At 42.0% G+C, this 26,706-nt stretch carries 27 protein-coding genes and 3 tRNA genes; 13 read left to right on the top strand and 17 right to left on the bottom strand.

Annotated elements, in window-relative coordinates; all coding sequences use genetic code 11:
* Positions 1-406 precede the first annotated feature (406 nt).
* The 5 genes from AAC978_RS06925 to AAC978_RS06905 all read right to left on the bottom strand — a co-directional run bounded on the left by AAC978_RS06925 (position 407) and on the right by AAC978_RS06905 (position 3,722).
* Positions 407-1,033, bottom strand: a complete 627-nt coding sequence (locus AAC978_RS06925) for a CBS and ACT domain-containing protein (protein WP_341547306.1) — start codon at positions 1,031-1,033, stop codon at positions 407-409.
* A gap of 118 nt (positions 1,034-1,151) precedes the next feature.
* The gene (locus tag AAC978_RS06920; RefSeq protein WP_341547305.1) at positions 1,152-1,556 is read right to left on the bottom strand and encodes a tetratricopeptide repeat protein; all 405 of its coding nucleotides are present in this window, start codon (positions 1,554-1,556) and stop codon (positions 1,152-1,154) included.
* Positions 1,553-2,230, bottom strand: coding sequence for a hydrogenase nickel incorporation protein HypB (hypB, locus tag AAC978_RS06915; protein WP_341547304.1), 678 nt, complete (start codon positions 2,228-2,230; stop codon positions 1,553-1,555). Before hypB ends, AAC978_RS06920 begins: the two co-directional genes overlap by 4 nt.
* Complete coding sequence (gene hypA, locus AAC978_RS06910; RefSeq protein ID WP_341547303.1) at positions 2,227-2,571, bottom strand: hydrogenase maturation nickel metallochaperone HypA; 345 nt, start codon at positions 2,569-2,571, stop codon at positions 2,227-2,229. Before hypA ends, hypB begins: the two co-directional genes overlap by 4 nt.
* A gap of 119 nt (positions 2,572-2,690) precedes the next feature.
* Positions 2,691-3,722 carry a YkvI family membrane protein gene (locus AAC978_RS06905; RefSeq protein ID WP_341547302.1) on the bottom strand — a complete coding sequence of 344 codons (1,032 nt, stop codon included), beginning with the start codon at positions 3,720-3,722 and terminating at the stop codon, positions 2,691-2,693.
* Between the two features lie 116 nt (positions 3,723-3,838).
* Between AAC978_RS06905 and yyaC the strand changes: the two genes are divergently transcribed.
* Positions 3,839-4,408, top strand: coding sequence for a spore protease YyaC (yyaC, locus tag AAC978_RS06900; protein ID WP_341547301.1), 570 nt, complete (start codon positions 3,839-3,841; stop codon positions 4,406-4,408).
* Positions 4,409-4,638: 230 nt separating this feature from the next.
* On the opposite strand, the gene AAC978_RS06895 is transcribed toward yyaC, so the two are convergent.
* The 12 genes from AAC978_RS06895 to rpmH all read right to left on the bottom strand — a co-directional run bounded on the left by AAC978_RS06895 (position 4,639) and on the right by rpmH (position 14,542).
* A complete protein-coding gene (locus tag AAC978_RS06895) occupies positions 4,639-5,139 on the bottom strand; it encodes a DUF4446 family protein (protein ID WP_341547300.1) in 501 nt (166 codons plus the stop codon).
* Between the two features lie 37 nt (positions 5,140-5,176).
* A complete protein-coding gene (locus AAC978_RS06890) occupies positions 5,177-5,869 on the bottom strand; it encodes a DUF554 domain-containing protein (RefSeq protein ID WP_341547299.1) in 693 nt (230 codons plus the stop codon).
* A 397-nt stretch (positions 5,870-6,266) separates the two neighbouring features.
* Positions 6,267-7,115 (bottom strand): ParB/RepB/Spo0J family partition protein, encoded by an 849-nt coding sequence (locus AAC978_RS06885; RefSeq protein WP_341547298.1) that lies wholly within the window; start codon positions 7,113-7,115, stop codon positions 6,267-6,269.
* Complete coding sequence (locus AAC978_RS06880; RefSeq protein ID WP_341547297.1) at positions 7,108-7,869, bottom strand: ParA family protein; 762 nt, start codon at positions 7,867-7,869, stop codon at positions 7,108-7,110. Before AAC978_RS06880 ends, AAC978_RS06885 begins: the two co-directional genes overlap by 8 nt.
* A gap of 300 nt (positions 7,870-8,169) precedes the next feature.
* Positions 8,170-8,889: a 16S rRNA (guanine(527)-N(7))-methyltransferase RsmG gene (gene rsmG, locus AAC978_RS06875; RefSeq protein WP_341547296.1), complete on the bottom strand. Its 720-nt coding sequence runs from the start codon at positions 8,887-8,889 to the stop codon at positions 8,170-8,172.
* On the bottom strand, positions 8,879-10,792 hold the full coding sequence (gene mnmG, locus AAC978_RS06870; RefSeq protein WP_341547348.1) for a tRNA uridine-5-carboxymethylaminomethyl(34) synthesis enzyme MnmG: 1,914 nt from the start codon (positions 10,790-10,792) through the stop codon (positions 8,879-8,881). The genes rsmG and mnmG overlap by 11 nt, the downstream gene beginning before the upstream one ends.
* An 8-nt stretch (positions 10,793-10,800) precedes the next feature.
* Complete coding sequence (gene mnmE / locus AAC978_RS06865) at positions 10,801-12,177, bottom strand: tRNA uridine-5-carboxymethylaminomethyl(34) synthesis GTPase MnmE (RefSeq protein ID WP_341547295.1); 1,377 nt, start codon at positions 12,175-12,177, stop codon at positions 10,801-10,803.
* A gap of 85 nt (positions 12,178-12,262) precedes the next feature.
* Positions 12,263-12,904: an RNA-binding cell elongation regulator Jag/EloR gene (gene jag / locus AAC978_RS06860; RefSeq protein WP_341547294.1), complete on the bottom strand. Its 642-nt coding sequence runs from the start codon at positions 12,902-12,904 to the stop codon at positions 12,263-12,265.
* A gap of 47 nt (positions 12,905-12,951) precedes the next feature.
* Positions 12,952-13,650 (bottom strand): YidC/Oxa1 family membrane protein insertase, encoded by a 699-nt coding sequence (locus AAC978_RS06855; protein ID WP_341547293.1) that lies wholly within the window; start codon positions 13,648-13,650, stop codon positions 12,952-12,954.
* 11 nt (positions 13,651-13,661) lie between these two features.
* Positions 13,662-13,868 carry a membrane protein insertion efficiency factor YidD gene (gene yidD, locus AAC978_RS06850; RefSeq protein ID WP_015263871.1) on the bottom strand — a complete coding sequence of 69 codons (207 nt, stop codon included), beginning with the start codon at positions 13,866-13,868 and terminating at the stop codon, positions 13,662-13,664.
* A gap of 23 nt (positions 13,869-13,891) precedes the next feature.
* Complete coding sequence (rnpA, locus tag AAC978_RS06845) at positions 13,892-14,236, bottom strand: ribonuclease P protein component (protein WP_341547292.1); 345 nt, start codon at positions 14,234-14,236, stop codon at positions 13,892-13,894.
* Between the two features lie 171 nt (positions 14,237-14,407).
* On the bottom strand, positions 14,408-14,542 hold the full coding sequence (rpmH, locus tag AAC978_RS06840; RefSeq protein WP_015260586.1) for a 50S ribosomal protein L34: 135 nt from the start codon (positions 14,540-14,542) through the stop codon (positions 14,408-14,410).
* Positions 14,543-14,901: 359 nt separating this feature from the next.
* On the opposite strand from rpmH, the gene dnaA reads away from it, so the two are divergent.
* From dnaA to AAC978_RS06780, 12 genes are all read left to right on the top strand, one after another.
* Positions 14,902-16,251: a chromosomal replication initiator protein DnaA gene (gene dnaA, locus AAC978_RS06835; RefSeq protein WP_341547291.1), complete on the top strand. Its 1,350-nt coding sequence runs from the start codon at positions 14,902-14,904 to the stop codon at positions 16,249-16,251.
* A 265-nt stretch (positions 16,252-16,516) separates the two neighbouring features.
* Entirely contained in the window at positions 16,517-17,620 is a 1,104-nt protein-coding gene (gene dnaN, locus AAC978_RS06830; protein ID WP_341547290.1) for a DNA polymerase III subunit beta, read from the top strand.
* A gap of 12 nt (positions 17,621-17,632) precedes the next feature.
* Positions 17,633-18,721, top strand: a complete 1,089-nt coding sequence (recF, locus tag AAC978_RS06825; protein ID WP_341547289.1) for a DNA replication/repair protein RecF — start codon at positions 17,633-17,635, stop codon at positions 18,719-18,721.
* Positions 18,721-18,978, top strand: a complete 258-nt coding sequence (remB, locus tag AAC978_RS06820) for an extracellular matrix regulator RemB (RefSeq protein ID WP_341547288.1) — start codon at positions 18,721-18,723, stop codon at positions 18,976-18,978. The genes recF and remB overlap by 1 nt, the downstream gene beginning before the upstream one ends.
* A gap of 196 nt (positions 18,979-19,174) precedes the next feature.
* Positions 19,175-21,109: a DNA topoisomerase (ATP-hydrolyzing) subunit B gene (gene gyrB, locus AAC978_RS06815; RefSeq protein ID WP_341547287.1), complete on the top strand. Its 1,935-nt coding sequence runs from the start codon at positions 19,175-19,177 to the stop codon at positions 21,107-21,109.
* A 13-nt stretch (positions 21,110-21,122) separates the two neighbouring features.
* Positions 21,123-23,642: a DNA gyrase subunit A gene (gyrA, locus tag AAC978_RS06810; RefSeq protein WP_341547286.1), complete on the top strand. Its 2,520-nt coding sequence runs from the start codon at positions 21,123-21,125 to the stop codon at positions 23,640-23,642.
* Positions 23,643-23,724: 82 nt separating this feature from the next.
* The gene (locus tag AAC978_RS06805) at positions 23,725-24,294 is read left to right on the top strand and encodes a pyridoxal 5'-phosphate synthase glutaminase subunit PdxT (RefSeq protein WP_341547285.1); all 570 of its coding nucleotides are present in this window, start codon (positions 23,725-23,727) and stop codon (positions 24,292-24,294) included.
* Between the two features lie 30 nt (positions 24,295-24,324).
* Entirely contained in the window at positions 24,325-25,590 is a 1,266-nt protein-coding gene (gene serS / locus AAC978_RS06800; RefSeq protein WP_341547284.1) for a serine--tRNA ligase, read from the top strand.
* 72 nt (positions 25,591-25,662) lie between these two features.
* Positions 25,663-25,751: transfer RNA gene (locus tag AAC978_RS06795), tRNA-Ser, on the top strand.
* 169 nt (positions 25,752-25,920) lie between these two features.
* Positions 25,921-25,999, top strand: a tRNA-Arg gene (locus tag AAC978_RS06790).
* 17 nt (positions 26,000-26,016) lie between these two features.
* A complete protein-coding gene (tadA, locus tag AAC978_RS06785) occupies positions 26,017-26,463 on the top strand; it encodes a tRNA adenosine(34) deaminase TadA (protein ID WP_341547283.1) in 447 nt (148 codons plus the stop codon).
* A 58-nt stretch (positions 26,464-26,521) separates the two neighbouring features.
* Positions 26,522-26,610, top strand: a tRNA-Ser gene (locus AAC978_RS06780).
* Positions 26,611-26,706 lie beyond the last annotated feature (96 nt).

The raw sequence follows: 26,706 nt of genomic DNA, 5'->3' as shown, positions 1-26,706 counted from the left end.
TCATCCACCCCAAAAGATTAAACAAAACTTAACGGGTGCCAAGTCGAAGACGACGGTAGCCGCTTAGTTGCGTTATACTATCTTCCGATAAGTTTCCATTGAAGATAGTGAAAACAAAACTTAGTGGGTGCCAAGTCGAAGACGACGGCAGCCGCTTAGTTGCGTTATACTATTTTCCGATATAGTTCAATAGAAAATAGTGAAAACAAAACTTGGCAGGTGACGAAGGAAGCTGCCTTAGTTGCGTTATACTATCTTCCGATAAGCTTCCATTGAAGATAGTGAAAACAAAACTTATTAGGTGTCGAGTCGTAGACGATTGCAGCTATCTAAAAAGAAAAAGCACCCTAAAAGGGTGCCCATCACATCAGCTACTATTCTCCATTGTTACACACAACCAGATCGACTAATGGCTTAACTCATATCCCTTGGCAACGAGGCTGGCCTTAACTTCATCCACCCGATCTCCACTAAGACGGGCTAAAATCTGTACACGATTATCTCTGAGATGATAAACCGCTAAGCTTGAGATATTGACATCGTGTTCTTGCATAGTAGACGCCAGATCCACCATCACACCCACTTCATCCTTAGTCTCGATAACGAAGCGTTGCCCCGGGCTTCTGAATCCCATAATATCCAAGAATGTATCAAAAATATCCGACTCAGTGACAATCCCTACTAATTTATCGTTCTCAACGACCGGCAAGGCTCCAATGCCGTTTTCCCTCATCAATAGAGCTGCATCCTCAATCTTCGTGTCTGGAGTACAGGTGATTACATTTTTAACAGCGACCTTGCGAATGGTGGTTTTCCCCACCAAATAATTGAGTTCAAAAATACTGAGTGTTGTTGCCGGAGAGGGAGATACCTCACGAAGATCTCCATCCGTAACAATACCGACCAATCTTCCTTTTTCCACCACAGGTAAACGATTGATTTGTTTCTCTCTCATAAGAGCCATGGTATCCGCAATATTATCGTCTGGGCTAACTGTAAAAACACGAGATGTCATAAATTGCTTCACATACATGAAAATCACCTCTTCCTAACACTCTAGTCCTACTATGAGTATTCGACTTACACCCCTGATCTTCCTCTAAACCAAGTGAGGGCATACTTAGGCTTTGTATTGTAAATGTTCACCCATATCAATTAATTTTATTCTTTTGGAATAAGACCTTAATTCTTGAAGGGGACCATTTCGCTTGCCGTTTAACAGTTTTTAGATTCTTAGCCGGAATGGGATTATGCGGGTCGATCTCAACCGCCCTTTGATAATAGTGAATGGCTTGCTCTATCTCTCCATTCTGTCGAGCAATATTACCCAAGTTGTTCCAAGCATGGTTACATTGCTCGTCTAATTCGATGGCTTTCTGAAAACACGCTTTGGCACGTGTAAAGTCGTGAAACCTACCATAAACCACGCCTAGCTTATTATGACCCATCGCATCTTCCGGACACTGCTCTAAATAGCGCAAGAAGTCCTCTTCGGCTTCATGAAGGCGTCCAGCCTCCAGATGGTCTAATCCTTGTTGAAAATAGCTATTACTCATGGGTTATTACCCTTTGTCTGCCGTATTTGCTCATCGAGCCACTCTACCCATTCTTGAAGCCCCTCCCCGGTACGACAAGACACCTCAAAGATAACTATCTCTGGATTAATCTTCAGGATGTCCTCCTTCATGACATTAAGGTCTGTCTCAACCAAAGCAAGCAAATCCATTTTGTTTAAGATAGCAACTTTGGAACTGCGGAAGATGACCGGGTATTTTGAAGGCTTATCATCCCCCTCCACTACGCTGAGGACTACGACCTTAAAATCTTCCCCCAAATCAAAATCAGCTGGGCATACTAAATTTCCTACATTCTCAATAATCATCAGATCCAGTTGACCCCATTGGAACTCCGGCAGAACTCTTTCGACCATTTTAGAATCCAAATGACATCCACCACCGGTGTTAATCTGTATCACAGGAATATCATGTTGGGCGATCCGGTCTGCATCCTTGCTTGTAAAAATATCTCCCTCAATGACGGCCACCTGATGGTTTTCCTTCAAGTTAGAGAGTGTACGCTCTAAGAGTGTTGTTTTTCCTGCTCCAGGGGAACCTATAATATTAATCGCTAAGCAATTATTCTTCTGAAAATGCTTACGATTGATCTCTGCATGAATATCATTATTCTGTAGCAAATTTGCCATCACTGCGATCTCACGTTGCGAACTCATTCTTCAACCTCCAAACTTTCCAGAAGCAATTCTTCTCCTTCGATGATGTCAATACCGATATGCTGGCAGGTTGGACAAGCAAATAAAAGGCCGGCTACCAGAAATTCATCGCCACAGCCTTTACAGCGACCCTTGACAGGTATCAACTCGATCTGAAGCTCCGCCCCCTCACTGACCGTTCCCTTAGCATACGCCTCAAAAGCCATCTGGAGGGCCTCCGGCTCAGCGTTGGTGAGTTTCCCTATTTTCAACTTCACTAATGTCACTTTTTTTACCTGATGTTGAGCCAAAGTCCTTTCTATGACCTCGAATACTCCACCCATCAAAGACATCTCGTGCACCTCATCACTCCTTGCCTTCCTTGTAGCTTGTGCATGGACTTATTGACAACTCGTCCTCCTTGTCACCACATAAGTTGTCTCTATATTATCCCAAATAATGCCTTTGAACAAGGGAGATGTTATGTTTTTCTATACTTCCAAATCAGCACAGGGATAAATATTAAACCCAAATAACCGAAAAGAGGATAGATTGTCTTGACGATAAAGGAGAATTGAACGCTGGAAAGGGGAATGACAAGCAACAATAGGGAAATTATGGAATATTGATAATTGAATCCGTATCTTTTTTCCATATGATTGACGAGGCTAAAGCCATTCCCGATGGCGGCCGTCAACATGGCTAACCATAAAACAACTACATAGAAAAATCCCGCCCAAGCTCCTAACCTACCGGCAACGGCGACCATGGGAATTTCATAGCCTCTAACCTCCGGAAATCTTAGGAGTGCCATACAGATGACTAGAGCAAAGACACCTAGGGCTATGCCACCAAAAACTGCACCAATGCGTGCTCCTGGCTTTTGTATTTCTTTTCCTAGAGAAGCAAAGACGACCATGGCTAAAGTCAAATTGAATGAGACATAAAGGATCCCTGAAAACACCCAGTTTTGAATCATAGGATTCGCTACGATTTCAACATCAACACCCTTAATTCCTTCTGCAAAGAGTATGGCCCAAAGAGCTATTCCCAGACAAAAAATAAATTTGAGGGGTATTAACGCTGAATTAATCCAAAGAATACCTTCGCTCCTAAACCATAAAGCAATAGTGATCACTAAGGCAGTCAGGAATATTCCTACCCAAGGGGATAGTTCAAAGTACTGTTGAAACACTGCCCCCGCCCCTGACATCATTGCCGTCATGCCAATGAATAAAAGCAGACTAATCACAACATCCATACGCGCTCCCCAGGTCTTCCCAAAAAGCCGCGCAAAAAACTCCATATAGGAGGATACCCGCCACCGCCTTTGGAGATCGATCATAATCCAGCCTAGAAGTGAGAAAAGCACTGTGCTAATTAAAATTCCCAATAGTCCACTACCACCAAAGTTCGCAAAGAATTGCTGTATTTCTTGTCCGGATGCAAAGCCAGCACCCATCACTGCACCGACATAGGTTGCTGCAACTTGAAAAATTATTTTTATGTGCATGAATACTCCCCCCTGCCTCATGCATATGGTCTCTTCTTTTGTCCCATGCATAAATTCCCTTTTTTCGGGGAAGAATTTAGTGGAGACTATCTTTTTATTTAGCGGGAGGTTTGTTGATGAGTATTCTTTCTGTTTTTACAGAATCTCATAAATTCAAAACACATTTTGATGATAAAATTGGGACACAAAAAATGGAGGCTAGGCTCATCGATGTTCTCTATGAGGAACGCCACCGTCCATTAGTTATCTTATGCATCGGTACCGACCGTTCTACCGGAGATGCCCTTGGTCCACTTACTGGAACCTATCTCAGCCGCTTAGGCTTGCCTAAACTCACTGTTCTAGGCACCTTAGAACAGCCTGTGCATGCCACAAACTTAGCCGAGAATATTCAATACATCCAAAGTACTTATCATAACCCCTTTATTGTCGCTATTGATGCTTGCCTAGGCAAGATGGACTCTGTTGGCAATATTACTCTTGCAAATGGACCGCTTAAACCAGGTGCTGGAGTTCATAAAGAGCTCCCAGCCGTTGGCGAAGTTCACTTAACCGGGATTGTTAATGTTGGTGGTTTTATGGAGTACATGGTTTTACAAAATACACGGCTCGGGCTAGTCTGGAAGATGTCTGAGGCACTTAGTGATCTATTGGCTAATGCCTATATTAAGACGAGAGTTTCTTAACCACCTCATGTTACTTCATCTTTAATTGTGCATTGTATGATCTCTTTTCTAATATAAAGGGAGATGATCACCTACTTTTGTCAGTAGCGATCGTCTCCCATTTTTGTTGTCTATTCAATTTTTAGTAGTTTTATTAGTATTTGTACTTAGATCAGTATTTTTATTTAAACTAATTACCACTATTTACACTCATCTCATGCTCATACACATTATGCCAGTTGATGTCCAGCTTATACTTTTACACTATCTTTAGTCTTACTTATAGCCAACTTCTCTTCTTCTGAAAGATGGTATGTTGATTCACCTTGAACGATCGGTTTGGCATAGACTCTTGATTCATCGCGATTGTTAATCGAAGAAATGACAACACCATTCGCTTCCTGGTTGAGGAGCGCCAAGGAAAAGCTCAAATCGCTACCCATATTCTCAAAAGCACTGAAGCGGACCAATTCTGCACGATCTATGGATACCCGAAGTTTCTTTTCTGTTCGGTCTACTCTCTCCTGAATTTGTTTGATATCTGCTTTATTATCTTTTACCTCTTCGCGATAGGCTCTAAGCTCCTGATCCAAGGAGCTACCCTCTACGAAGGTTTGTAATGCGAGATATGCCTTCTGAAACTTCTTCATTTTACTATTCAACATAAGAATCGATATTAACTCAATAAGGCATAGGAACCCCACAACTGCTATAGCCCAATAGGACAGTGGCATGATTTGTTCTAAATTCATAGTCTCCCCCTCAATCAATTCATTACCTAAATCTGTTCTACATTACTTGTGCAAAAAACAAAGTCAAAGGAATAGCAACAAATATTCCTGGTAATAGATTACCCACTTTAATTTCTTTAATTTCAAGTAAAGTCAGCCCTATTCCGACAATTAGCAATCCACCAGTTGCACTCATCTCAGCTATAACCGCTTCGGAGAGCATGCTCTGAAGGAGCCCTGCAGACACCGTTATTCCCCCTTGATATAAAAACACAGGTATCGCAGACACTAGGACCCCAATCCCCATCGATGATGCTAAAACAATAGATGAAATCCCATCGAGCATGGATTTTGCGTAGAGAATATCATGCACTCCTTTGAGACCACTTTCTAAGGCCCCCATAATGGCCATTGCCCCCACGCAAAACATGAGGCTCGAAGAAACAAATCCTTTAGTGAAATTACCTCCGGCCCCGCCTTTAGCAAATTTTCTTTCTAACCACAATCCTAAGTGCTGGAGCCTCAGCTCGATATCGATCCACTCGCCAAGGATTCCACCCAAAACAAGACTAGCAATAACGACTATTGGATTTTGAGTTTCTAAAGCCATACTCAAACCGATAAGTATTACCGCTAGACCAATCCCTTGAGTCACTGTTCTCTTAATTTTCTCCGGCAAAGCCTTACCAAAGAGAATCCCTACTATTGCACCAATTATAATTGCCAATGAGTTCACAATCGTTCCGAGCACAGACCATCACCCTTACTACAAAGTTCAACAATGTTCCACGTGGAACATTGTTTCTTTCTATTTCTTTAGTAACTTCCTAGCATTTCTGTCGCACTGTCAATTTTAGAGTATTCTCTTGAAGCATAACTATTAGCAAGCCTTCAACTCTCAGCTCCGAAATATTACATTGTATGCTTTTGATGACTTTGTAAAATCACGAAGCGAATAACGCGATGGCTAATCAGAATGCATCAAATGTTCCACGTGGAACATTCCCCATCAATAAACAATATTAGGATTATATCCTAAGGCAGATCAAAATTCAATCATTGCTATCCAGAAAACATTGAAATGCAGCGAAGCAAATTATCTAATCCATTCTGATCTGTAAAACAAAAATGTTCCACGTGGAACATTTTTAATCAACTCGAATATGCCATAACTCTAATAGTCGGTTAAACTCTTCTTCAGAAAAGTATTCTATCTCAATTTTCCCTCGTTCAGGTTTTCCCTTTAACTTGACTTTGGTTTGGAAGGATGATCTCAATTTGTCTTCGATCTGATTAAAAACAGGAGGGATTTTCTTGGGGGGTTTAGGTGATTCTATTTGATCTGTATACTTTAGGATTAAGTTCTCTAATTCTCTGACTGGCAAATTGTCCTTTGCGACTTTCTGTGCCAATAAAACTTGCAGCGAGGTGTCTTTAAGCCCTAATAATACTTTGGCGTGGCCGAGACTTAACTTACTTTCTTGGATCAATCTCAATATTGGCTCTGGCAACTGAATAACGCGGAGTAGATTCGCAATAGTCGGTCGACCCTTGCCAACGCGTTCAGCTACTTGCTCTTGTGTCAATCCATACTCTTGAATTAGTCGAGCATAGGCCATTCCTTCTTCTACTGGTGATAGATCAGATCTTTGGATATTTTCAATTAAAGCCTTTTCAGCGAGCTCCTGTTCACTTCCCGATTGGATGAGGCAGGGAATTTTACTAAGTCCGGCTAGCTTTGCCGCACGAAATCGTCTTTCCCCCGCAATAATAATATACTCATCATCTCTAGCTTGAACTAAAATAGGCTGGAGCAAGCCATGGACCTTTAAGGAAGCTGCTAGTTCTTCCAATCCCTCTTGGTCAAAGCCTTTTCGCGGTTGATCAGGATTCGGTTTGATTTTTTCCAGCTCTATTTCTCTGCTACTACTTTCATTTTCCATAGGCTCAGCACCAATTAAAGCTTCTAAGCCACGTCCCAAAGCCTTTTTAGACACGTTCTAATACCTCCTCCGCAAGATCCCGATAAACCTCGGCCCCACGAGATCGTGAATCATAAAGAACAATTGGTTTTCCATGACTAGGTGCTTCTCCTAAACGAACATTTCTAGGAATAATGGTCGAGAAAACTTTCTGCTTAAAATACTTCTTCACTTCATCAACTACCTGAATACCAAGATTTGTTCGTGCGTCGAACATAGTAAGCAATGCACCTAAAATATTCAGATTGGGGTTGAGGTTGCGTTTCACCCGGTGGATCGTATCCATAAGCAAGGTTAAGCCTTCAAGTGCATAATATTCACATTGAACCGGAATAAGTACGTCTGTAGCAGCAGTCAAAGCATTAAGGGTAAGAAGTCCTAAAGAAGGAGGGCAATCAATAAAAATGAAATCATAGTCGTCTTTTACTTTCGTCAAAGCAGAAGAAAGCTTTTCTTCTCTTTTTACTAGACCAACCAGCTCAATTTCGGCACCGGCAAGCTCAATTTTGGCAGGAGCAATCATTAAACCTGGTATTTCAGTTTTCATGATGATATTCTCTAGAGGAACTTCATTAATAAGTACATCATAGATACTTTCCTCAAGCTTATTCTTATTTATTCCACATCCGCTTGAGGCATTTCCTTGAGGGTCTAGATCAAGAAGCAAAACCCGTTTGCCATGTTCAACAAGACATGCACTCAAGTTAACAGCTGTTGTCGTTTTAGCAACTCCACCTTTTTGATTAGCAATTGCAATTATTCTAGCCATACAGTAACCTCCTCTCTCAATCTATCAAGCTTACTCTTTCCTAAGAGTGTCTATCTAGAACTAAGCTATTGACTTAACCACCCACCGTCTATAGGGACGGAGAAAATAGGCGGATTAGTCCGGTGTTTAAACACCACCTTTTTATAGTATCAAATCATCCTCAAGAAAACTAGAGACTTTGAACTGAAAAGGCAAGGAAAAGCATAATAATTAAAGTGTTTGTCATTCGTTTCCTAAGTAAAATAAAAAAGCGTCCCCAATAAACCATTGGTTCAGTTCATTGGGGACGCTTTAAAAATATTAAATTAATGGCTTCTTTGCCGGTGTGCCCGCTTTGCGCGGGTATGCCTTAGGCGTTGGCGATATCTTCTCAATAACAACAACGGCGCGGTGCTCTGCTTCCTCACCCAAGCTAAATCTTCGGATATCTTTTATCTCAGCACCGAATATCTCCGCAGCTTTCTTTGCCTCGGGTATTTCCTCGTCGACCTGAGGTCCCTTAGCTGCTAAGAAAACCCCTCCTTTTTTCAAAAGTGGGATTGCATATTCAAGCAATACAGGTAAGCGAGCAACAGCCCGAGAGGTCACACAATCAAAGGTCTCCCGATAAATAGGATTACGGGCAAAGTCTTCGGCACGGGAATGGACCGTCTCTGCATCTTGAATGTTTAACTCATTAAGGACGACATTCAAGAATTCCAGTCGTTTAGCCAGAGAATCAACAAGATACACCTTAAGCTGAGGCAACATGATCTTAATAGGCAGACCAGGAAATCCTGCACCTGTTCCAATATCTGCCATTTTCTCACCAGTTACTAAGGGTATTAAAGAAAGGGAATCAATAAAATGCTTAAGAATAATTTCTTCGGGATCCGTAATACTTGTCAGGTTTACTTTTTGATTCCACTCGACTAAACGATCTGCATAAACCGAAAACTTCTCCAGTTGATCGTCCGCTATATGAAGATTCAACCTTGCCAAGGAGAGCTGGCGAAGAAGATCTTTATGCTCAGGTTGCATCAACATGTCCTCCTCTGCGGCGCTGTTCCAAATAAACAAGCATAACCGAAATATCTGCCGGGGTGACTCCGGTAATTCGCGATGCTTGACCCATATTCGTCGGGGATACTTCCTTAAGTCGTTGTCTTCCTTCAGTGGATAAACCCTTAATTTGATCATATATAATGACCTCGGGTATCAATCGCTCTTCCATCTTTGCCAATCGTTCAATCTCTAAGAGTTGTTTTTCGATATATCCGGTGTATTTGATTTCGATACCCGCTTCTAGCAGTGCCTCTTCCTCATATTCCGCTAATTGGGGTAAGAGTTGCTTCATCTCGTTAATTGTTATCTCCGGTCTTCTCATCAGTTCTTCTGCAGTTATCCCACCATGGACCGGGGTAGAACCGGCTGCTGCCAAGATCTCGATCAATTGTTCATTAAGCGGAGAAAAGGTCGTTCCTCTCCATAAGGCATGTATCTCAGTGAGCGAATCCTTTTTCTTCTGAAAGATCTCCCAACGCTGGTCATCAACGAGACCGATTTCTCTTCCCCGTGGTGTTAAACGAAGATCCGCATTATCTTGCCGGAGAATTAAGCGATATTCAGCCCGTGAGGTGAGAAGGCGATAAGGTTCTTTCACCCCCTTATTGACTAGGTCATCAATCAGCACCCCTAAATACCCTTCCGAACGTCGCACAATAAAAGGATCTTTACCTTTGACTCGCTGAGCTGCATTAATTCCAGCCAATAAGCCTTGGGCAGCAGCTTCTTCGTAGCCTGAAGTGCCATTGAGTTGACCCGCAGTGAACAAACCCGGGAGCTTGCGTACTTCCAAACTCAGAGAAAGCTGATGGGGCTTGACGTAATCATATTCAATGGCGTAGCCTGGGCGAAGCAACATGGCCTTCTCTAATCCAGGTATACTTTGCAATATCTCATATTGAACTTCCTCAGGCATACTGGTGGATAAACCGGCGATATAAAGCTCATCACTGTCCCAACCTTCCGGCTCGAGAAAAATCTGATGGGATGGACGATCAGCAAACCGTACTATCTTATCTTCAATGGAAGGGCAATAACGAGGGCCAATGCCTTCGATTTTTCCAGAGTAAAGAGGGGCTCGATGAAGATTTTTTTGAATGATTGCATGCGTCTCCGGAGTTGTATAGCCTAACCAACAGGGGATCTGCTTGTCTGTATCCCTTTGCCAGTACATACTTTGGGTCGGCAGAAAGGAATATCGCCAAGGGGTGCTATCCCCAGGCTGAACAGTGAATTTAGAAAAATCGACAAACCGTTTATTGATCCGTGGCGGGGTGCCGGTTTTAAATCGCCCCAGCTCCAGTCCGAGTTTAGTTAAAGCCCCGGAAAGATTTTGCGCTGTTTCCTGTCCATTAGGTCCGCCTTCATACATGGCATCGCCAATAATAATCCGCCCACGTAAATAAGTACCACTCGTCAAGACGACCGTCGGCGCTTCGAAAAAAGCCCCCGTCCGCGTTACGACACCGCAAACTTGACCATGGGCCGTTTTAATCTGCTCAACCATACCCTGAAGCAGGGTTAAATTTTCTTGCTCCATAAGAACATTTTGCATATGGAGGTGGTATGCTTGTTTATCTGATTGTATCCGCAAAGCGTGAACAGCGGGACCTTTTCCTGTATTCAACATCCTCGCCTGAATAGAGGTTTCGTCAGCGGTGATGGCCATTTGCCCACCCAAGGCATCAATTTCCCGAACCAGATGTCCCTTAGCTGGTCCTCCTAAAGAAGGATTACAGGGCATATGAGCAATCGTGTCAATGCTTAAGGTCATCAGCAAGGTCTGGCATCCCATGCGTGCGGAAGCCAAAGCCGCCTCACAACCGGCATGTCCAGCCCCAACCACAATAACATCATATTTTCCAGCAAAGTACTCCACTGTTTCTCCTACTTTCCTATACAAAATCTTGAAAAGATATCATCAAGCAAGGACTCCTGAAGAGTATCCCCCGTCATTTGCGAAATTTCTTGCAGTGCTTGACGAATATCAATGGAAACGATATCCCAGGGCAATCCTTTCTGCACGGACTCTTGGCCACTTGTTAAAGCAAGAGTTGCCCTCTCCAAAGCAGAGATTTGCCGAATATTCGAAAGTAAGGGTTCCTTAACCCTTTCCTCGTTGCCCTCATAGACGCGCCTCTTGATTTCCGCTTCTAATTCGGCAAAACCGATGTCTTCTTTAACTGAAAAGGGAATCCACACCCCAGGTCGAGGTTCCGCCGGTAAGGTATCCCCTGGTAGATCCACACCTTCTAGAAGATCAAGTTTATTAACCAGGACAATCGTATTCTTAGGGTATCTTTTTAGTATCTCAAGCTCTTCCCCGGTGAGCTTTTCACCAGCCTGAACCAAGAGTAGAATAAGGTCTGCTCTTGCCATGGCCTTCCATGAGCGCTCAATGCCGAGTTTTTCTACTAGGTCGTCGCTTTCCCTGATGCCGGCAGTATCAACTAACTGTAAAACGATACCACCCACATTCACGGATTCGCGGATTTCATCCCGGGTCGTCCCGGGGACATCGGTAACGATAGCTCTATCTTCGCCCATAAGAGCGTTCAATAAGCTGGATTTACCGACATTAGGCTGTCCAACGATGACTGTTATCAATCCTTCACGCAGAATTCTCCCGGTTCTGCTGCCATTGAACAAATCCTGAGCATGTCGAAGCCCAAGTTCAATTCTCTGAAGAAGAGCATCTCGATCCAGACTTTCTACACCGTCTTCAGGAAAATCGATACCTGCTTCAATGAAAGCGAGGGTTTCTAAGACCTGTTCGCGCAGTACCGAAATCTTCTCCGAGAGCTGACCACTCATCTGATTCAGAGCGAGATCTGCGGAAATATCAGTTTTTGCACCAATCAAGTCCACAATAGCCTCAGCTTGAATCAAGTCGAGCTTACCGTTTAGAAAAGCACGTTTTGTAAATTCTCCAGCTTCCGCTAAACGTGCACCCTTGCGAAGACATTCTTCCATTATCCGTTCGGCCACAAATAAGCCACCATGACAATTAATTTCGTAAACATCTTCTCCAGTATAAGAGCTAGGAGCTAACATTCTGCCCACAAGGACTTCATCAAGGATTTTATCTCCTCCATAAAAATGACCGATATGCAAGGTATAGTTTTTATTCTCTTGCCAGCGTTCTCTGTGACGAGGAACAAAGGTACTATCTATAATTCCTTGGGACTGAGGTCCACTCATTCTTATGATATGGATACTTCCCTCACCTAAGGCTGTCGCTAATGCAATAATCGTATCATCCATGGGATTCGCTCCACTTCCATCCTATTTTACTGGTATTGAATAAAATTACGACACATTAAAAAAAAAGAGGGGTACCTCTCACCCCTCAGAAATTCTCTTTGGTCCGTTTTAAAGAAATGACTACTTTACGATTGGGCTCTTCACCTTCACTAAAAGTCGAGATGTGAGTTTCTTCTTGCAATGCTGTATGAATAATCCTTCTCTCATGAGGATTCATAGGTTCGAGAACCACTCGTGTTCCTGTACGCTTTACCTTATCGGAAAGTCGCTTCGCCAAACGGACTAAAGTCTCTTCGCGCCGTTGACGATATCCTTCCACATCCACGATAATCCGTACTTTCTCAGAAAGCTGTTTAGAAACAGCAAGATTGGTTAAGTATTGGAGAGCTTCTAGAGTATCTCCACGGCGGCCAATTAATATACCGAGCTCTTCTCCAGTGATATTAACAAGCCAATGCTGACCCGTCGTCTGTGACCAATTAAATTCAGCACTAACTCCCATGGAGTCGCATACATCCTTAAGAAAGACACTAGCTATTTCACCTGGTGAATCCTCATATGTAACCCGCACTTTCGCTTGGGTGGTTCCTAGTAAACCAAAAAGTCCTTTTTTTGTAGGCTCCTCTAGAACCTCGATCTTTACTCGATCTCGATCTACCCCTAATTCAGCGAGACAAGCACTGATGGCCTCATCGACAGTTTTACCGGTTTTCTCAGCAAATCTCATGGATACCCTCCCTCAGTCAAGCAAACTTACCTAGGTTGCCACCAAGCTTATGAAGCAGCAGCATCTAACTTTTCTTTATCAAGTCTGCGATTGATATAAAGCTGTTGAAATATCGAAACAATATTCATTGTTAAGAAGTACAACGCCAGTCCAGCAGGAACAGTCCAACCGATATAGGCCATAAAAAATGGCATAAAATAGAGCATCATTTTTTGAGTTGATTGAGTCGGATCAGGTTTGCCACCTTTATCAGCATTCATAGTTGGATTGGTCGCGGTAGTAAGCTTTGTCTGCAAAAAAGTGGTTGCCCCTGCCAGGACGGCAAAAACTATATTTCCAGTCGCGGTGATATCAAATCCTAGGAACATCGCTTGACTTGGATCCGAAATGTAGTTGCCAAACTTAAAAAGAGTCTGATACAAGGCCCAGAAAATTGGCAGCTGGACAATCAAGGGTAGACAACCACCTGCTGGGTTCACATTATGCTCTTTATACAAAGCCATGGTTTCTTGATTCAGTTTCTCTGGCTTTCCTTTATACTTCTTTTGAAGTTCTTGAAGCTTTGGCTGAATCTCAACGGTTTTTCTCATAGATTTCATTTGCTTCCAGGTCAAGGGGAAGATGACAGTTTTTATGATTATGGTTAGAAGTATAATAGCTAGACCATAACTAGCTAATCCCACCATATCAGTTAGACTATATAACCACTTCAATAATATAGTCATCCATTCAACAAAAGTACTCACAAGAACCCTCCTTATACCGGATCATAACCGCCAGGGTGAAAGGGGTGGCATTTAGAAATCCTCACAAGGGATTTCCAGCTTCCTTTGATAACCCCGTATTTCTGTAGAGCCTGAATAGAATATTCTGAGCATGTCGGATAAAAGCGGCAAGATGGCCGTTTTAGAGGAGAAATAAATCGTTGATAAAACCGAATTAATCCAACCAAAATAGCTTTCATACTAATCCCATCCTATGGAACAATTAACCTAGCTCCACACCCTTGATAGCTTTTGCTCTATATAAGCTTTTTACAAGACTATTTTCTACTTCTGAATAAGAAACTCCTTTAATAGAAGAACGAGCAATACAAATAATTTGAGTATTTTCTTTAATCTCTAGAAGATGGCGCCGAATGACTTCTCTCATTAAACGCTTGGCCCGATTACGAACCACAGCATTACCGACTTTTTTAGAGGCAATGAATCCGAACTTTGAGGGACCCTCTGCCACATAAACGACAACATACTTTCCAGAGAAACTTTTTCTTTGTGCAAAAACCTTTTTGAAAAGAGATTTTTGACGCAATCTAAGATTTCTCTGTAACATGGCTCCTCCACAATCACAATTGTCGTAGTATTACCTAATCTTACTTAGTTTTCCTCACTCTACCTTAGAATAAACCTATTCTATAAATAAAGATGAAATAAAATACCCCATACTAAAAAAAGTAAATATTTTTCTTTTCAATAGCATGAAAAAGGCCACAAGATTGCGGCCTTAAGCTGATAATTTCTTCCGCCCTTTAGCACGACGGCGTTTAAGCACGTTTCTACCGGTTGAGCTACTCATTCTGCTTAAAAAACCATGTACTCTCTGATGGCGACGATTTTTCGGTTGCCAAGTACGTTTCATAACTTTTATTGCACCTCCTTTGAAAGGGAAAAAACCACTAAAAATTGCATATCTCTTGAGATTATACTCTAAGTTTTTTAGCTCTGTCAAGCAGACATTATTAAATACTGTGTGGATAACCTCTGGGTAGAAAAAGTTATCCACCTGTGAATAAAATATTTTTAGGACCAACTTCCTGTTGATAACCCCCTCGAAACTTGGTATTATATTTTTACACCCTCTTTACATGAGCAGTATTTATGCAAATATATTATTCACAGCAAAAATTTTATTAAGTTATCCACAAATGTGTATAAGTTTGTGTATAACTTTTTTATTGTCATATTTTCTACTTTTATTCGACAAGGGAGGATCACAAAATGCCACCCCGTACTCTTCATGTTCTCTGGAAAGAAACCCTAGCAAAATTAGAAACTGAACTCTCTAAACCCAGCTTTGAGACTTGGCTTAGTTCGACACACCTTCTCGACATTGAGGGAGATACACTTATTGTGAGTGTACCCAATGAATTTGCGAAGGATTGGCTGGAGAGTCGCTATTCCCCTTTGATTCGCTCTACAGTTCAATCGATCCTTGGCCAATCCATGAATCTGCGCTTTATTATTACTCAGCAACAAGAGGATGCACATCAGAAAGAAGATGTATTTATATCTTCGACCGATACCAAAGAGGAATCTCCCCCTAATCGGACCTTAAATTCTAAATATACCTTTGATACCTTCGTCATTGGTAACAGTAACCGCTTTGCCCATGCTGCAGCTTTAGCCGTAGCTGAATCTCCAGCACTTGCCTATAACCCCTTATTTATTTATGGAGGGGTTGGATTAGGCAAAACCCACTTGATGCATGCTATTGGTAACGCTGTTATTCAGCGCTCCCCCGGTACACGCGTGCTTTATGTCTCCAGTGAAAAATTTACCAACGAACTTATTGAATCGATCCGGGATCAGAATCCTATTGAGTTCCGTAACCATTATCGAAATGTGGATATATTACTTATTGACGATATTCAGTTTCTTGCAGGTAAAGAGGGTACCCAGGAAGAGTTTTTCCATACGTTTAATGCCCTTCATGACGCAAACAAACAAATCATCATTTCATCTGATCGTCCTCCTAAAGAAATTCCTACCTTAGAGGACCGTTTGCGCTCCCGCTTCGAATGGGGTCTAATTACAGACATCCAACCACCAGATTTAGAAACTCGAGTCGCTATTCTCCGTAAAAAAGCTAAATTAGAGAATTTACAAGTGGCTAACGAAGTGATGGTTTATATTGCTGATAAAATCCACTCCAACATAAGGGAACTCGAGGGAGCATTAATTCGCGTTATGGCTTTTGGTTCTCTCACCTCTAATCCCATTACGATTGAAACTGCTACCGAAGCATTGAAAGATATTATTCCTGTTAATGTACCCAAGGAAATAACCATAGAAAAAATTCAGCAAGCGGTATCTGATTACTATCATCTTTCTTTATCAGAATTTAAAGCGAAAAAGAGGACAAGGGCAGTTGCTTTTCCACGTCAAATTGCTATGTACTTATCTAGAGAACTCACCGATAGCTCTTTACCGAGAATAGGGGATGAATTTGGCGGAAGAGATCATACCACAGTCCTTCACGCTCATGATAAAATTTCGGAAGCACGCCGCAATGATCAAATGTTTGATCGGAAAATCAATGAAATTATTAAAATCATTCAAAGCACCTAATGTGGTATAATAATGTGAATAACATGTCAGTAAAGCTGGGATAAAATTTATAAATAATTGAGGATGTTAACATGTGGATAAAATTCCGAATTAATTCACATGTTTTTACTCTTTTTAAAACATACTCTCCCAAGGGCTTAAGCCAATTATCCACATAGAGACAAGCTATACTACTTATACTACTAAATTAATATCTTATTATTATTCCCCTTAAAATATTCCTAAAAGTTTTGTTGTTGCCAAGTTATTTATAGGAGGCTGCCTAATGAAAGTTTATTGTTCAAAGGATTCCTTATTGACAGGTGTAAATACTGTCCAAAAAGCGGTTTCAAATAAAAATACCTTACCTGTTTTACAAGGTATCATGATTAAAGCAGAAGGACAGTCATTAATATTTGAAGCCACTGATTTAGAAATTGGCATTCGTTGTGTAGTTCCTGCCCAAGTTGAAGAAGAAGGGGTCGTCGTTCTGCCCTCCCGAATTTTCTCTGATCTTGTTCGCAAACTGCCTGATGCTGCCATCGTTTTAGAATTAGAAAATGATGTTCTTACTATTAGATATTATGAATCGGATTTATCCCTGAGAGGATATGACCCAGAAGAGTTTCCTTTATTACCGGATCTCTTAGATGCAGAAACATTCACTTTACCTGTATCCCTTTTTAAAACGATGATTAAGCAAACAATCTTTACCTGCTCAACTGAAGAAAGCCGTCCTGTCTTTACAGGCTGTCTTTTGCAGATAGAAGATAATACAATTCGATTAATTGCTACCGATACCCATCGTTTAGCTTATCGATTTGCGGAAATCACTAACTCCGATAAATTTAAGTTTCAAGGGATTATTCCAGCCAAGACCTTAGGAGAAATCTATCGCTTACTTAAAGATGAAGATGAAAATTTGCTTATTCGTTTCAATCCATCCCAAATCGTTTTTCAGTTTGGCTCTGTTTATCTTCTCTCTCGCTTAATTGAAGGGCAATTTCCAAATTATAAACAAGTCATTCCTCAATCCTGCCAGACGAAGATTATACTTCCAACTAAGCTATTCCAAGAATCAGTAGAAAGGGCTTCTTTGTTAGCGCGGGATGGTAGTCATGCGAGCATTATCAAGTTGACCATCGACACGGAACATTTATCCATTGATCAAACCTCTGACTTGGGAAAGATTTCCGAGCAAATGGAAATTCGCAAAGAAGGTAATGACGTCAAGATCGCCTTTAATTCCAAATTTTTATTAGATGTTCTTAAAATTATCGACTCAGAAGAGATTATTTTTGAATTATCCGGGCCCTATAGCCCCGGTATTATTCGACCTGTGGATGATCCAGACTATCTTTACCTCGCTTTACCTGTACGCACCTCTTAAGCTGGCTGCAAAATGGAAATACAATGGCTATATCTAAAGTTTTTTCGAAATTATCTGGATCAAGAGGTTCGTTTTCAATCCGGATTGAACATCCTCCAAGGAGAAAATGGCCAAGGCAAGACCAATATCCTGGAAGGAATCTACTATCTATTGACAGGAAAATCATATCGAGTCCATCGTGAACAGGAGTTGATGAGCTGGGGGGAAAATGAGTTTCACCTTTATGGAGATTTTCTTGTTCAGAGGCGAAAGCTCCGTTTAGAAAGTCATTATAAAGAGAAAAGAAAAGTTATCAAAATTAATCAAATTCCCTGCCGGAAATTATCTGAGTACGTAGGCACAATTAATGTTGTATTTTTTTCGCCTGATGATTTAGCGATGGTCAAAGGAGGACCCGCTGAACGAAGACGCTTCTTGGATTTACATATTGCTCAGCATCATTCAAAGCATATACAATTGCTTAATGCTTATAACAAAGTGATCCAGCAAAAGAACGCTCTCCTCAAACGCGGCCAAAATGGGATAAAGAGCCAGCTTGAATTATGGAATGAACAAATGGTCCGCATTGGTTCGGAAATAATCAAGAATCGCTGGGAATTTACAGCCTTACTCTCCCAAAAAAGCCAGGAAATTTACGGGCAAATTTCCTCAGGTAGAGAAAGACTTACTATGGAGTATCATTCTTTAGGCAAAGAGAATCTGATGGAAGCCTTAGAAATTTTTCCGAAGCTTTTGGAGGAAAAAACACCTCTGGAAATCGAAAGGAAAATGATTTTAGTCGGGCCGCATCGTGATGATATTCTCTTTAAATTAAATGATCGTTCAGCACGTCTTTATGGATCACAAGGTCAGCAACGCTCCATTGTCCTAAGCACCAAATTAGCTGAATTGGAGGTTATTCGTCAGAATAAAGGTGAATATCCTTTGCTGCTTTTGGATGATGTTCTGTCTGAATTAGATGAATTAAGGAGAGACTATTTATTAAATTATGTAAAAAATTTACAGCAGACGATAATAACCATAACAAGTGCGGAAACCCTAACCCCTAGAGCATCATTAATGCTGAAAGTAGAAAATGGCCAGATTAGGAGGTTTAATTGATGTTTTTACACTTAGGTGGAGATGTACTCATTAGTCAAGATAGAATTATTGCAATATTGGATTTGGAATCTGCTATGCAAAATCCTACCTCGGTAACATTTTTAAATGGCATCAAAAAGAGTAAAAATTTAAACTATATTTCCGAACCCGGAAAAGAGAAATCCTTAGTGATAACGAATCAAGGTAATTTTTTTTCACCCATATCATCAACCACTTTACTTAAGCGATCAAATTTAAAGGATTTATATGAAGAATAAGCATTTGAAAAGAAACCTCCCTGAATACTAAGGAGAGGTTTCTTCGATTTCCTAATCATCCTATATTTGTATAAAGCGTAAAAAAGTTGTATAATTAAAAGGTTAATTGTTTAATTAATCAAAAAAATATTTTGAAAAACATAAGAATTAATTCATTTTATTTATTATGAGGGATTATGATTGGGAGGGATCAGCTTTGCAAGAAAATGCTGAATTAAAGGTAAATATGCCAAATGATGATTATAATGCAGGGCAGATTGAAGTACTTGAAGGGCTAGAAGCTGTTCGTAAACGTCCTGGCATGTATATCGGTTCTACTAGTAGTCGTGGATTACATCACTTAGTGTATGAAATTGTTGACAACAGTATTGATGAAGCATTAGCAGGCTTTTGCGATACGATTGAAGTAAAAATCCATGAAGACAATAGCATATCTGTGGTAGATAACGGACGGGGTATTCCGGTGGATATACACCCAAAGCTTGGTAAGCCAGCTGTTGAAGTTGCCTTAACTGTGCTTCACGCCGGCGGAAAATTCAGTGGCAGTGCCTACAAGGTATCAGGTGGACTCCATGGCGTGGGGATGAGCGTTGTTAATGCTTTGTCTACTTGGTTACATGTTGAGGTTATGAAGGATGGCAAGATTTATCACCAGGAGTTTATGCGTGGTAAAACGACATCCGAGCTTACTGTTATCGGTGAAACAGAACAGGGAAGAACAGGAACAAAGATATCCTTTGCGCCCGACCCGCAGATTTTTGAAGAGATCGTCTTCCAATTTGATATTTTAGCGCATCGCTTGCGCGAGCTCTCTTTTTTGAACAAGAAAGTCGCGATTACTCTCATTGATGAAAGAGAGGACAAGAAAGAACTTTACTACCACACCGGTGGTATCTTTGACTTTGTCAAATATATTAACCGTTCTAAAGAAGTTCTTCATCCTGAACCTATTTATTTTGAAGCGGAAAAGGATGGGGTCCAAGTTGAAATATGTATGCAATATAATGACGGTTATATTGAAAATCTATTTTCTTATGCCAATAATATCCATACACAAGAAGGGGGTACTCACGAATCCGGGTTTAAGGCAGCTTTAACTCGGGTGGTGAATGATTATTCCCGCAAGAATAAGATTCTTAAAGACAACGAGTCTAATCTGACCGGAGAAGATATCCGGGAAGGTTTAACGGTTGTGATTTCGGTTAAAGTGCCGGAACCCCAATTTGAGGGGCAAACGAAGACCAAGCTAGGGAATTCAGAAATTAGATCAATTGTTGATTCAATCACAGGGGAAGGCTTAGCCGTTTTTCTGGAAGAAAACCCTGCGATAGGCAAGAAAGTCATTGAAAAATCCCTGCAAGCTTCTCGTGCCAGAGAAGCAGCACGCAAGGCTAGAGAGCTAACGCGGAGAAAAAGTGCTCTAGAAGTCAGCGCTTTACCTGGTAAATTGGCTGACTGCTCTTGGAAGGAAGCGGAACTCTGCGAAATGTATATCGTGGAAGGGGATAGTGCCGGTGGTTCGGCAAAATCAGGCCGGGATCGTCGTTTCCAAGCTATTTTGCCTATACGGGGTAAAATTCTCAATGTCGAGAAAGCTCGCTTGGATCGGATCTTAGGTAATGCCGAGATTCGGGCTATGGTTACGGCTATGGGTACGGGGATCTCTGAGGATTTTGATATTACCAAAGCACGTTATCATAAACTCGTGATTATGACGGATGCGGATGTGGATGGTGCTCATATTAGAATCTTATTGCTCACTTTCTTTTTCCGTTTTATGAAACCCTTGATCGAAAATAATTATGTCTATATTGCCCAGCCTCCTCTCTTTAAGATAAAGAAAGGGAAGGATGTTCACTATGCCTATAGCGATGAAGAATTAGCAAAGATTCAAGATAAAATTGGCCGCGATAAAGTAGAAATTCAACGCTATAAAGGTTTAGGGGAAATGAACGCAGACCAGCTTTGGGATACCACTATGGACCCAGCGAAAAGGACGATTCTGCAAGTGACCATGGATGACGCTATTAAAGCAGATGAACTCTTTACGATTCTCATGGGAGATCAGGTTGAACCAAGGCGTGATTTCATCCATGAAAATGCCAAATATGTTCGTAATCTGGATGTTTAAGGGGGGATAGCACATGTCAACTGAAGAAATCCAGGGAGGGAAAGTTCTCCCGAGGGAAATCTCGGAGGAGCTTCGAAAATCATTTATTGATTATTCCATGAGTGTTATCGTCAGCCGAGCTTTGCCCGATGTACGAGATGGCTTAAAGCCAGTTCATAGGCGCATTATTTATACACTTCATGAGTTAGGAATGACCCCAAATAAGCCTTTCAGCAAATGCGCAAGGCTTGTTGGAGATTGCATGGGAAAATTCCATCCCCATGGTGATAGCTCCATTTATGATGCAGTCGTTCGCTTAGCCCAAGATTTTTCTACTCGTTATCCTTTAGTCGAAGGACATGGTAATTTTGGCTCTGTTGATGGTGACTCAGCGGCAGCTATGCGTTATACCGAGGCCAGAATGTCTAAAATAACGCAATATATGCTGGCTGACATCGATAAGGATACAGTGGATTTTCAACCCAACTATGATGAGAGACTAGAAGAACCCAAGGTTTTACCAGCAAAATTTCCTAATCTTTTGGTCAATGGTTCCTCTGGAATCGCGGTGGGAATGGCTACCAATATTCCTCCCCATAATTTTGTTGAAGTGATTGATGGAACGATAGCTCAGATGGAAAATCCCGATATTGAGATTAAAGAACTGATGACCTATATCAAAGGCCCTGATTTTCCGACAGGTGCAACCATAATGGGAACCGAAGGAATTATTTCTGCTTACAAAACCGGTAAAGGAAGTTTTAAAATACGGGCTAAAGCCCATATTGAGGAAATGGAAAAGTCCGGAAAAATGCGGATTATTGTTAGCGAGCTTCCTTACATGGTCAATAAAGCCAGACTTGTAGAAAAAATTGCCGAGTTGGTAAGAGAGAAAAAGATCGAAGGGATCACCGACCTACGCGATGAATCTGACCGTACAGGCATGCGGGTTGTGATGGAACTGCGCCGGGATGTTAACCCCCAGGTCCTTCTCAATCAGCTCTATAAGCATACCCAGATGGAAGACAGCTTTGGAGTTAATCTTTTAGCCTTAGTGGATGGCCAACCTAAAGTACTCAACCTTAAGCAAATCATTCATTATTTTATTGAGCATCAAAAAGATGTTATTACCAGGAGAACCCGTTTTGAGTTGAATAAGGCAGAAGCTGAAGCTCATATTTTAGAGGGCTTGAGAATTGCTTTAGATTATATTGACGAAGTCATAAGTATTATTAGAACTTCCGCTGATGAGCAAGATGCTAAAGACAAATTGATGTCACGCTTTGGACTTAGTGATAAGCAATCTCAAGCGATTGTGGATATGCGTCTGAAGAGACTCACCGGGTTAGAGCGGGAGAAGATCGAAGAACAGTATCAAAAACTTCAAGAGACCATTGCTTATTTAAAGGCTGTTCTCGAGTCGGAACAAATGGTCCTAGATATCATTAAGCAAGAGCTTCAAGAGGTCAAAGAAAAATTTGGGGATGAAAGACGCACGGAAATTTCCATTGATGTGTCTCGTATGGATATCGAAGATTTAATTGATGATGAGGAAGTGGTCGTGACCATGTCTCATCGGGGTTATATCAAGAGAATCCCCTTGAGTACCTATAAAAGCCAACGCCGCGGTGGTCGAGGCGTTCAAGGAATGTCCACCCGTGAAGAGGATTTTGTGGAACATCTCTTTACCACCACGACACATCATTATATTCTGTTCTTTACGACCCGTGGGAAGGTCTATCGTTTGAAAACCTATGAAATACCCGAAGCTGGTCGCACCGGTAAAGGGACAGCGATCGTTAATCTCTTGAATATTAACCCAAGCGAGGAACAGATTACCACGGCATTATCGATAAGGGAATATGATGAAGATTTTCATCTCTTTATGGCTACCAAGCATGGTATCGTGAAAAAAACCTTGTTAAGGGAATACAACTCCTCGCGTAAAGATGGCCTAATCGCCATCAGCTTACATGAGGATGACGAACTGATCGGCGTCCGCTTAACGAAAGCGGATGAACACATCCTCATGGCTACTCAAAAGGGTCTGTGTATTCGCTTCGTAGAATCGGATGTCCGTCAGATGGGACGCACAGCTCATGGCGTCAAAGGAATTTCTCTAGGCAAAGAAGATACTGTGGTCAGTATGGATGTAATATATGAAGAAGACGCGGAAATACTATCCATGACGGAGCATGGCTTCTCGAAACGCACCAATCCTTCAGAATATAGAGTTCAAGGAAGGGGCGGTAAGGGTATCATCGCTTCGAGATTAACAGAGAAAACAGGTCTCTTGGTAGGACTGAAAGTGATTGTACCGGATGATGACCTCATGATTATTACCGATGATGGTATTATTATTCGCCAAGAAGTCACCGGCATATCGAAGCAAGGACGTTCTGCCCAAGGCGTTATGGCCATGCGAACCGGCGAAAGCAAAGTGGTTTCCATCGCCAAAGTCGCCAATAAAGAGGATGATGAAGAGTTAGAAAACATGGGAAATGAAGAAATAGCAACAATAGAAGCAACCGAAATAGAATCTAACGAAGAATAACAATATAATATAAGACCAGGGTGCAAGATTGAATATTTCAGTGTATAAACTGCCAGACAGACAAGAACGGGGCTGAAAATGCATGAACAAGCGGATTGGGGTGTTGTCTCTCGATAGAACCTTTATTCATCCTTGTCTGCCATGCTTAGACTCAGACTTTCAAGTGATTGAGGTTCGGACAAGAGAGAATTGTGATACTATTCATGGCTTGATGATTGTTGGTAGCGAAAGCTTGCCGGAGAGTATTCTTTTTCCAAAGGAATTAGGAGAAAGAATTAAGGAATTAGCCAGGCTAGATTTCCCTATCTACGGAATATGCTCCGGAATGGTTTTAATGAGTAAAGGTTCTCCGGAGCAAGGGAATATTAGACTTGGCTTGATGGATGTTGCTGTCGCCGGTGAACCTATGGAGGGAAAGATCGATGCGTATCTGTCTATACCTGCTTTGGGAACAAAACCGGTGAAGGCAGCTTTTGACGAGTCGCATTATATCCAAGAAGTTGCCCCGAATGTAGGGATTTTATCAGAATATAATGGTAAAATAGTGTTTGTGAGACAGGGTAATCTGTTAGCCAGTGCCTTCCATCCTGACAGCAGTGCAGATGATCGTGTTTACCGCTATTTTCTAGATATTGTCAATGGCAAAATCTAAAAGTAAGTGTTTAGATATGGAGGATTTCAGATGCTTGATCTAAAATTTGTACGCACAAACCCTGAGGTAGTAAAAGATGCGCTCCAAAAACGAAATTCCAATGTCAGCTTGGACGAGTTTTTAAAGCAAGAAGAGGAACGACGTAAGCTTCTTTTTGATGTGGAAACTTTAAAGGCTAAACGCAATACTGTCTCTGAAGAAGTAGGACGGCTGAAGAAGAGCGGTGAAGATGCCGAACAGCTCATTTTAGAAATGCGGGAAGTTGGTCAAGATATCAAGAATCTTGAGGAACAACTCACGAAGATAGAAAATGATATGGAAACCGTACTCTATGGTATTCCAAATATTCCCCATGCCTCTGTGCCGGTAGGTAGCGATGAATCCGCCAATGTCCAAGTGCGTACCTGGGGAACTCCAGGACATTTTGATTATCAACCCCTGGCCCATTATGAAATTGGCGAAAAGCTGGATATTCTAGATTTCGCCAGAGCGGGGAAGGTCACAGGAGCTCGCTTTACCTTTTATAAAGGCTTAGGGGCTAAGCTGGAAAGATCTCTAATTAATTTTATGCTGGATCGGCATACTGCCAAAGGGTATGTGGAAGTCCTTCCTCCCTATATGGTCCATCGTAATTCCATGATTGGTACCGGACAGCTTCCTAAATTTGAGGAAGATGCCTTTAAGGTGGCGGGGACGGAATATTTCTTAATTCCGACAGCAGAAGTGCCGGTGACCAATATGTACCGAGAGGAAATCCTCGAGGGAGATCAGCTGCCCATTCACCATTGCGCTTATAGCGCTTGTTTCCGGGCTGAAGCCGGGTCTGCAGGTAGGGACACGCGGGGATTAATCCGTCAACATCAATTTAACAAAGTAGAATTGGTGAAGTTTGCTATGCCTGAGAATTCCTATGAGGAGCTAGAAGCCTTAACCCAAGATGCGGAAAATATCCTCCAGGAGTTGGAATTGCCTTATCGGGTCATGGCGCTCTCCACAGGAGATTTAGGCTTTAGTTCTGCTAAGACTTATGATTTAGAGGTATGGCTGCCCAGCTTTAATACCTATCGGGAGATTTCTTCTTGTAGTAATTTTGAAGATTTCCAAGCACGTCGGGCCAATATACGTTTCCGTCGAGCACCGAAAGCAAAGCCCGAGTACCTTCATACCCTCAATGGTAGCGGCTTAGCAATTGGCCGTACGGTATCAGCCATTCTCGAGAACTATCAAGAAGCTGATGGACGGGTTAGAGTTCCCAAAGTACTTCAACCCTATATGGGCGTCGAGTATATTGGCTAACAAAATAGAACTACACAAAATTGAACATTTACACCGTCAAAAAATTGTGATATACTAACTTTCGTCACATCTGGAGGGGTGTCCGAGTGGTTTAAGGAGCCGGTCTTGAAAACCGGTGACTCCGCAAGGGGCCGTGGGTTCGAATCCCACCCCCTCCGCCATCATAATATTAGGATTCGAACGGGAGGGGGATAAAAAATGCGCCTTTTGGAAGCATTTTCCCGACCCGGCGTGATAGCGAGGGAAGCGAGCGGAGCGAATCCCACTCCCTCCGCAACTTAGCGATGTTCGAGGTTCGAGGCACGAGTTTCGAACCTTTTTACTAATTCTGGCCTCGTAGCTCAGGTGGATAGAGCGGGGGTTTCCTAAACCCTGTCTTGCGGGGGTTCGAGTCCTCCCGGGGCCACCATTGAAAACTGAGGTACTATGAGTCATCAAAAGTGGATGAGTTTAGCACTTGAGGAAGCACAGCTTGCCTTTGAGCAAGGGGAAGTACCGATCGGGGCGGTAGTTGTGCATAATAATCAAGTCATTGCCAAAGCCCATAATGAAAAGGAATTAAGGCAGGATCCCACAGCACACGCCGAAGTGTTGGCCGTACAAAGGGCTACCCAAGCCTTAGGAGTTTGGCGTCTTTCTGAAGCCACGCTTTATGTCACCCTCGAGCCCTGCCCCATGTGTGCAGGAGCCCTTGTTCAAGCTCGCTTGAAAAATCTTGTTTTTGGAGCAGCTGATCTTAAGGGTGGAGCCGTCGGTTCAGTGACGAATGTCTTAGACGTTAATCGCTGGAATCATCGCGTAGAGGTTGTGGCGGGGATTCTTGAAGAAGAATGCGCCCAGATTTTAAAGGATTTTTTTAAAAAGCTACGCTAATTTTTGTTAGTTTTGCTCAAGTGAAATGAGTATTGTCATATCATTTGAGCTTATATACGGAGGAGTATCGAAGTGGTCATAACGGGGCTGACTCGAAATCAGTTGACGGGCAACCGTCCGTGGGTTCGAATCCCACCTCCTCCGCCATAAGAAAGTGAAACCCGCGTTAGAATGTTAATGCGGGTTTTTTGTTGGAATGAATGTATGTGGAGAGGTGGGATTCGAACGGGAGGGGGATAAAAA

The sequence above is a fragment of the Desulfitobacterium sp. THU1 genome (genome assembly GCF_038181555.1).
Taxonomy (GTDB): Bacteria; Bacillota; Desulfitobacteriia; order Desulfitobacteriales; family Desulfitobacteriaceae; genus Desulfitobacterium.
This window is presented reverse-complemented; position numbering and strand designations above follow the sequence as displayed.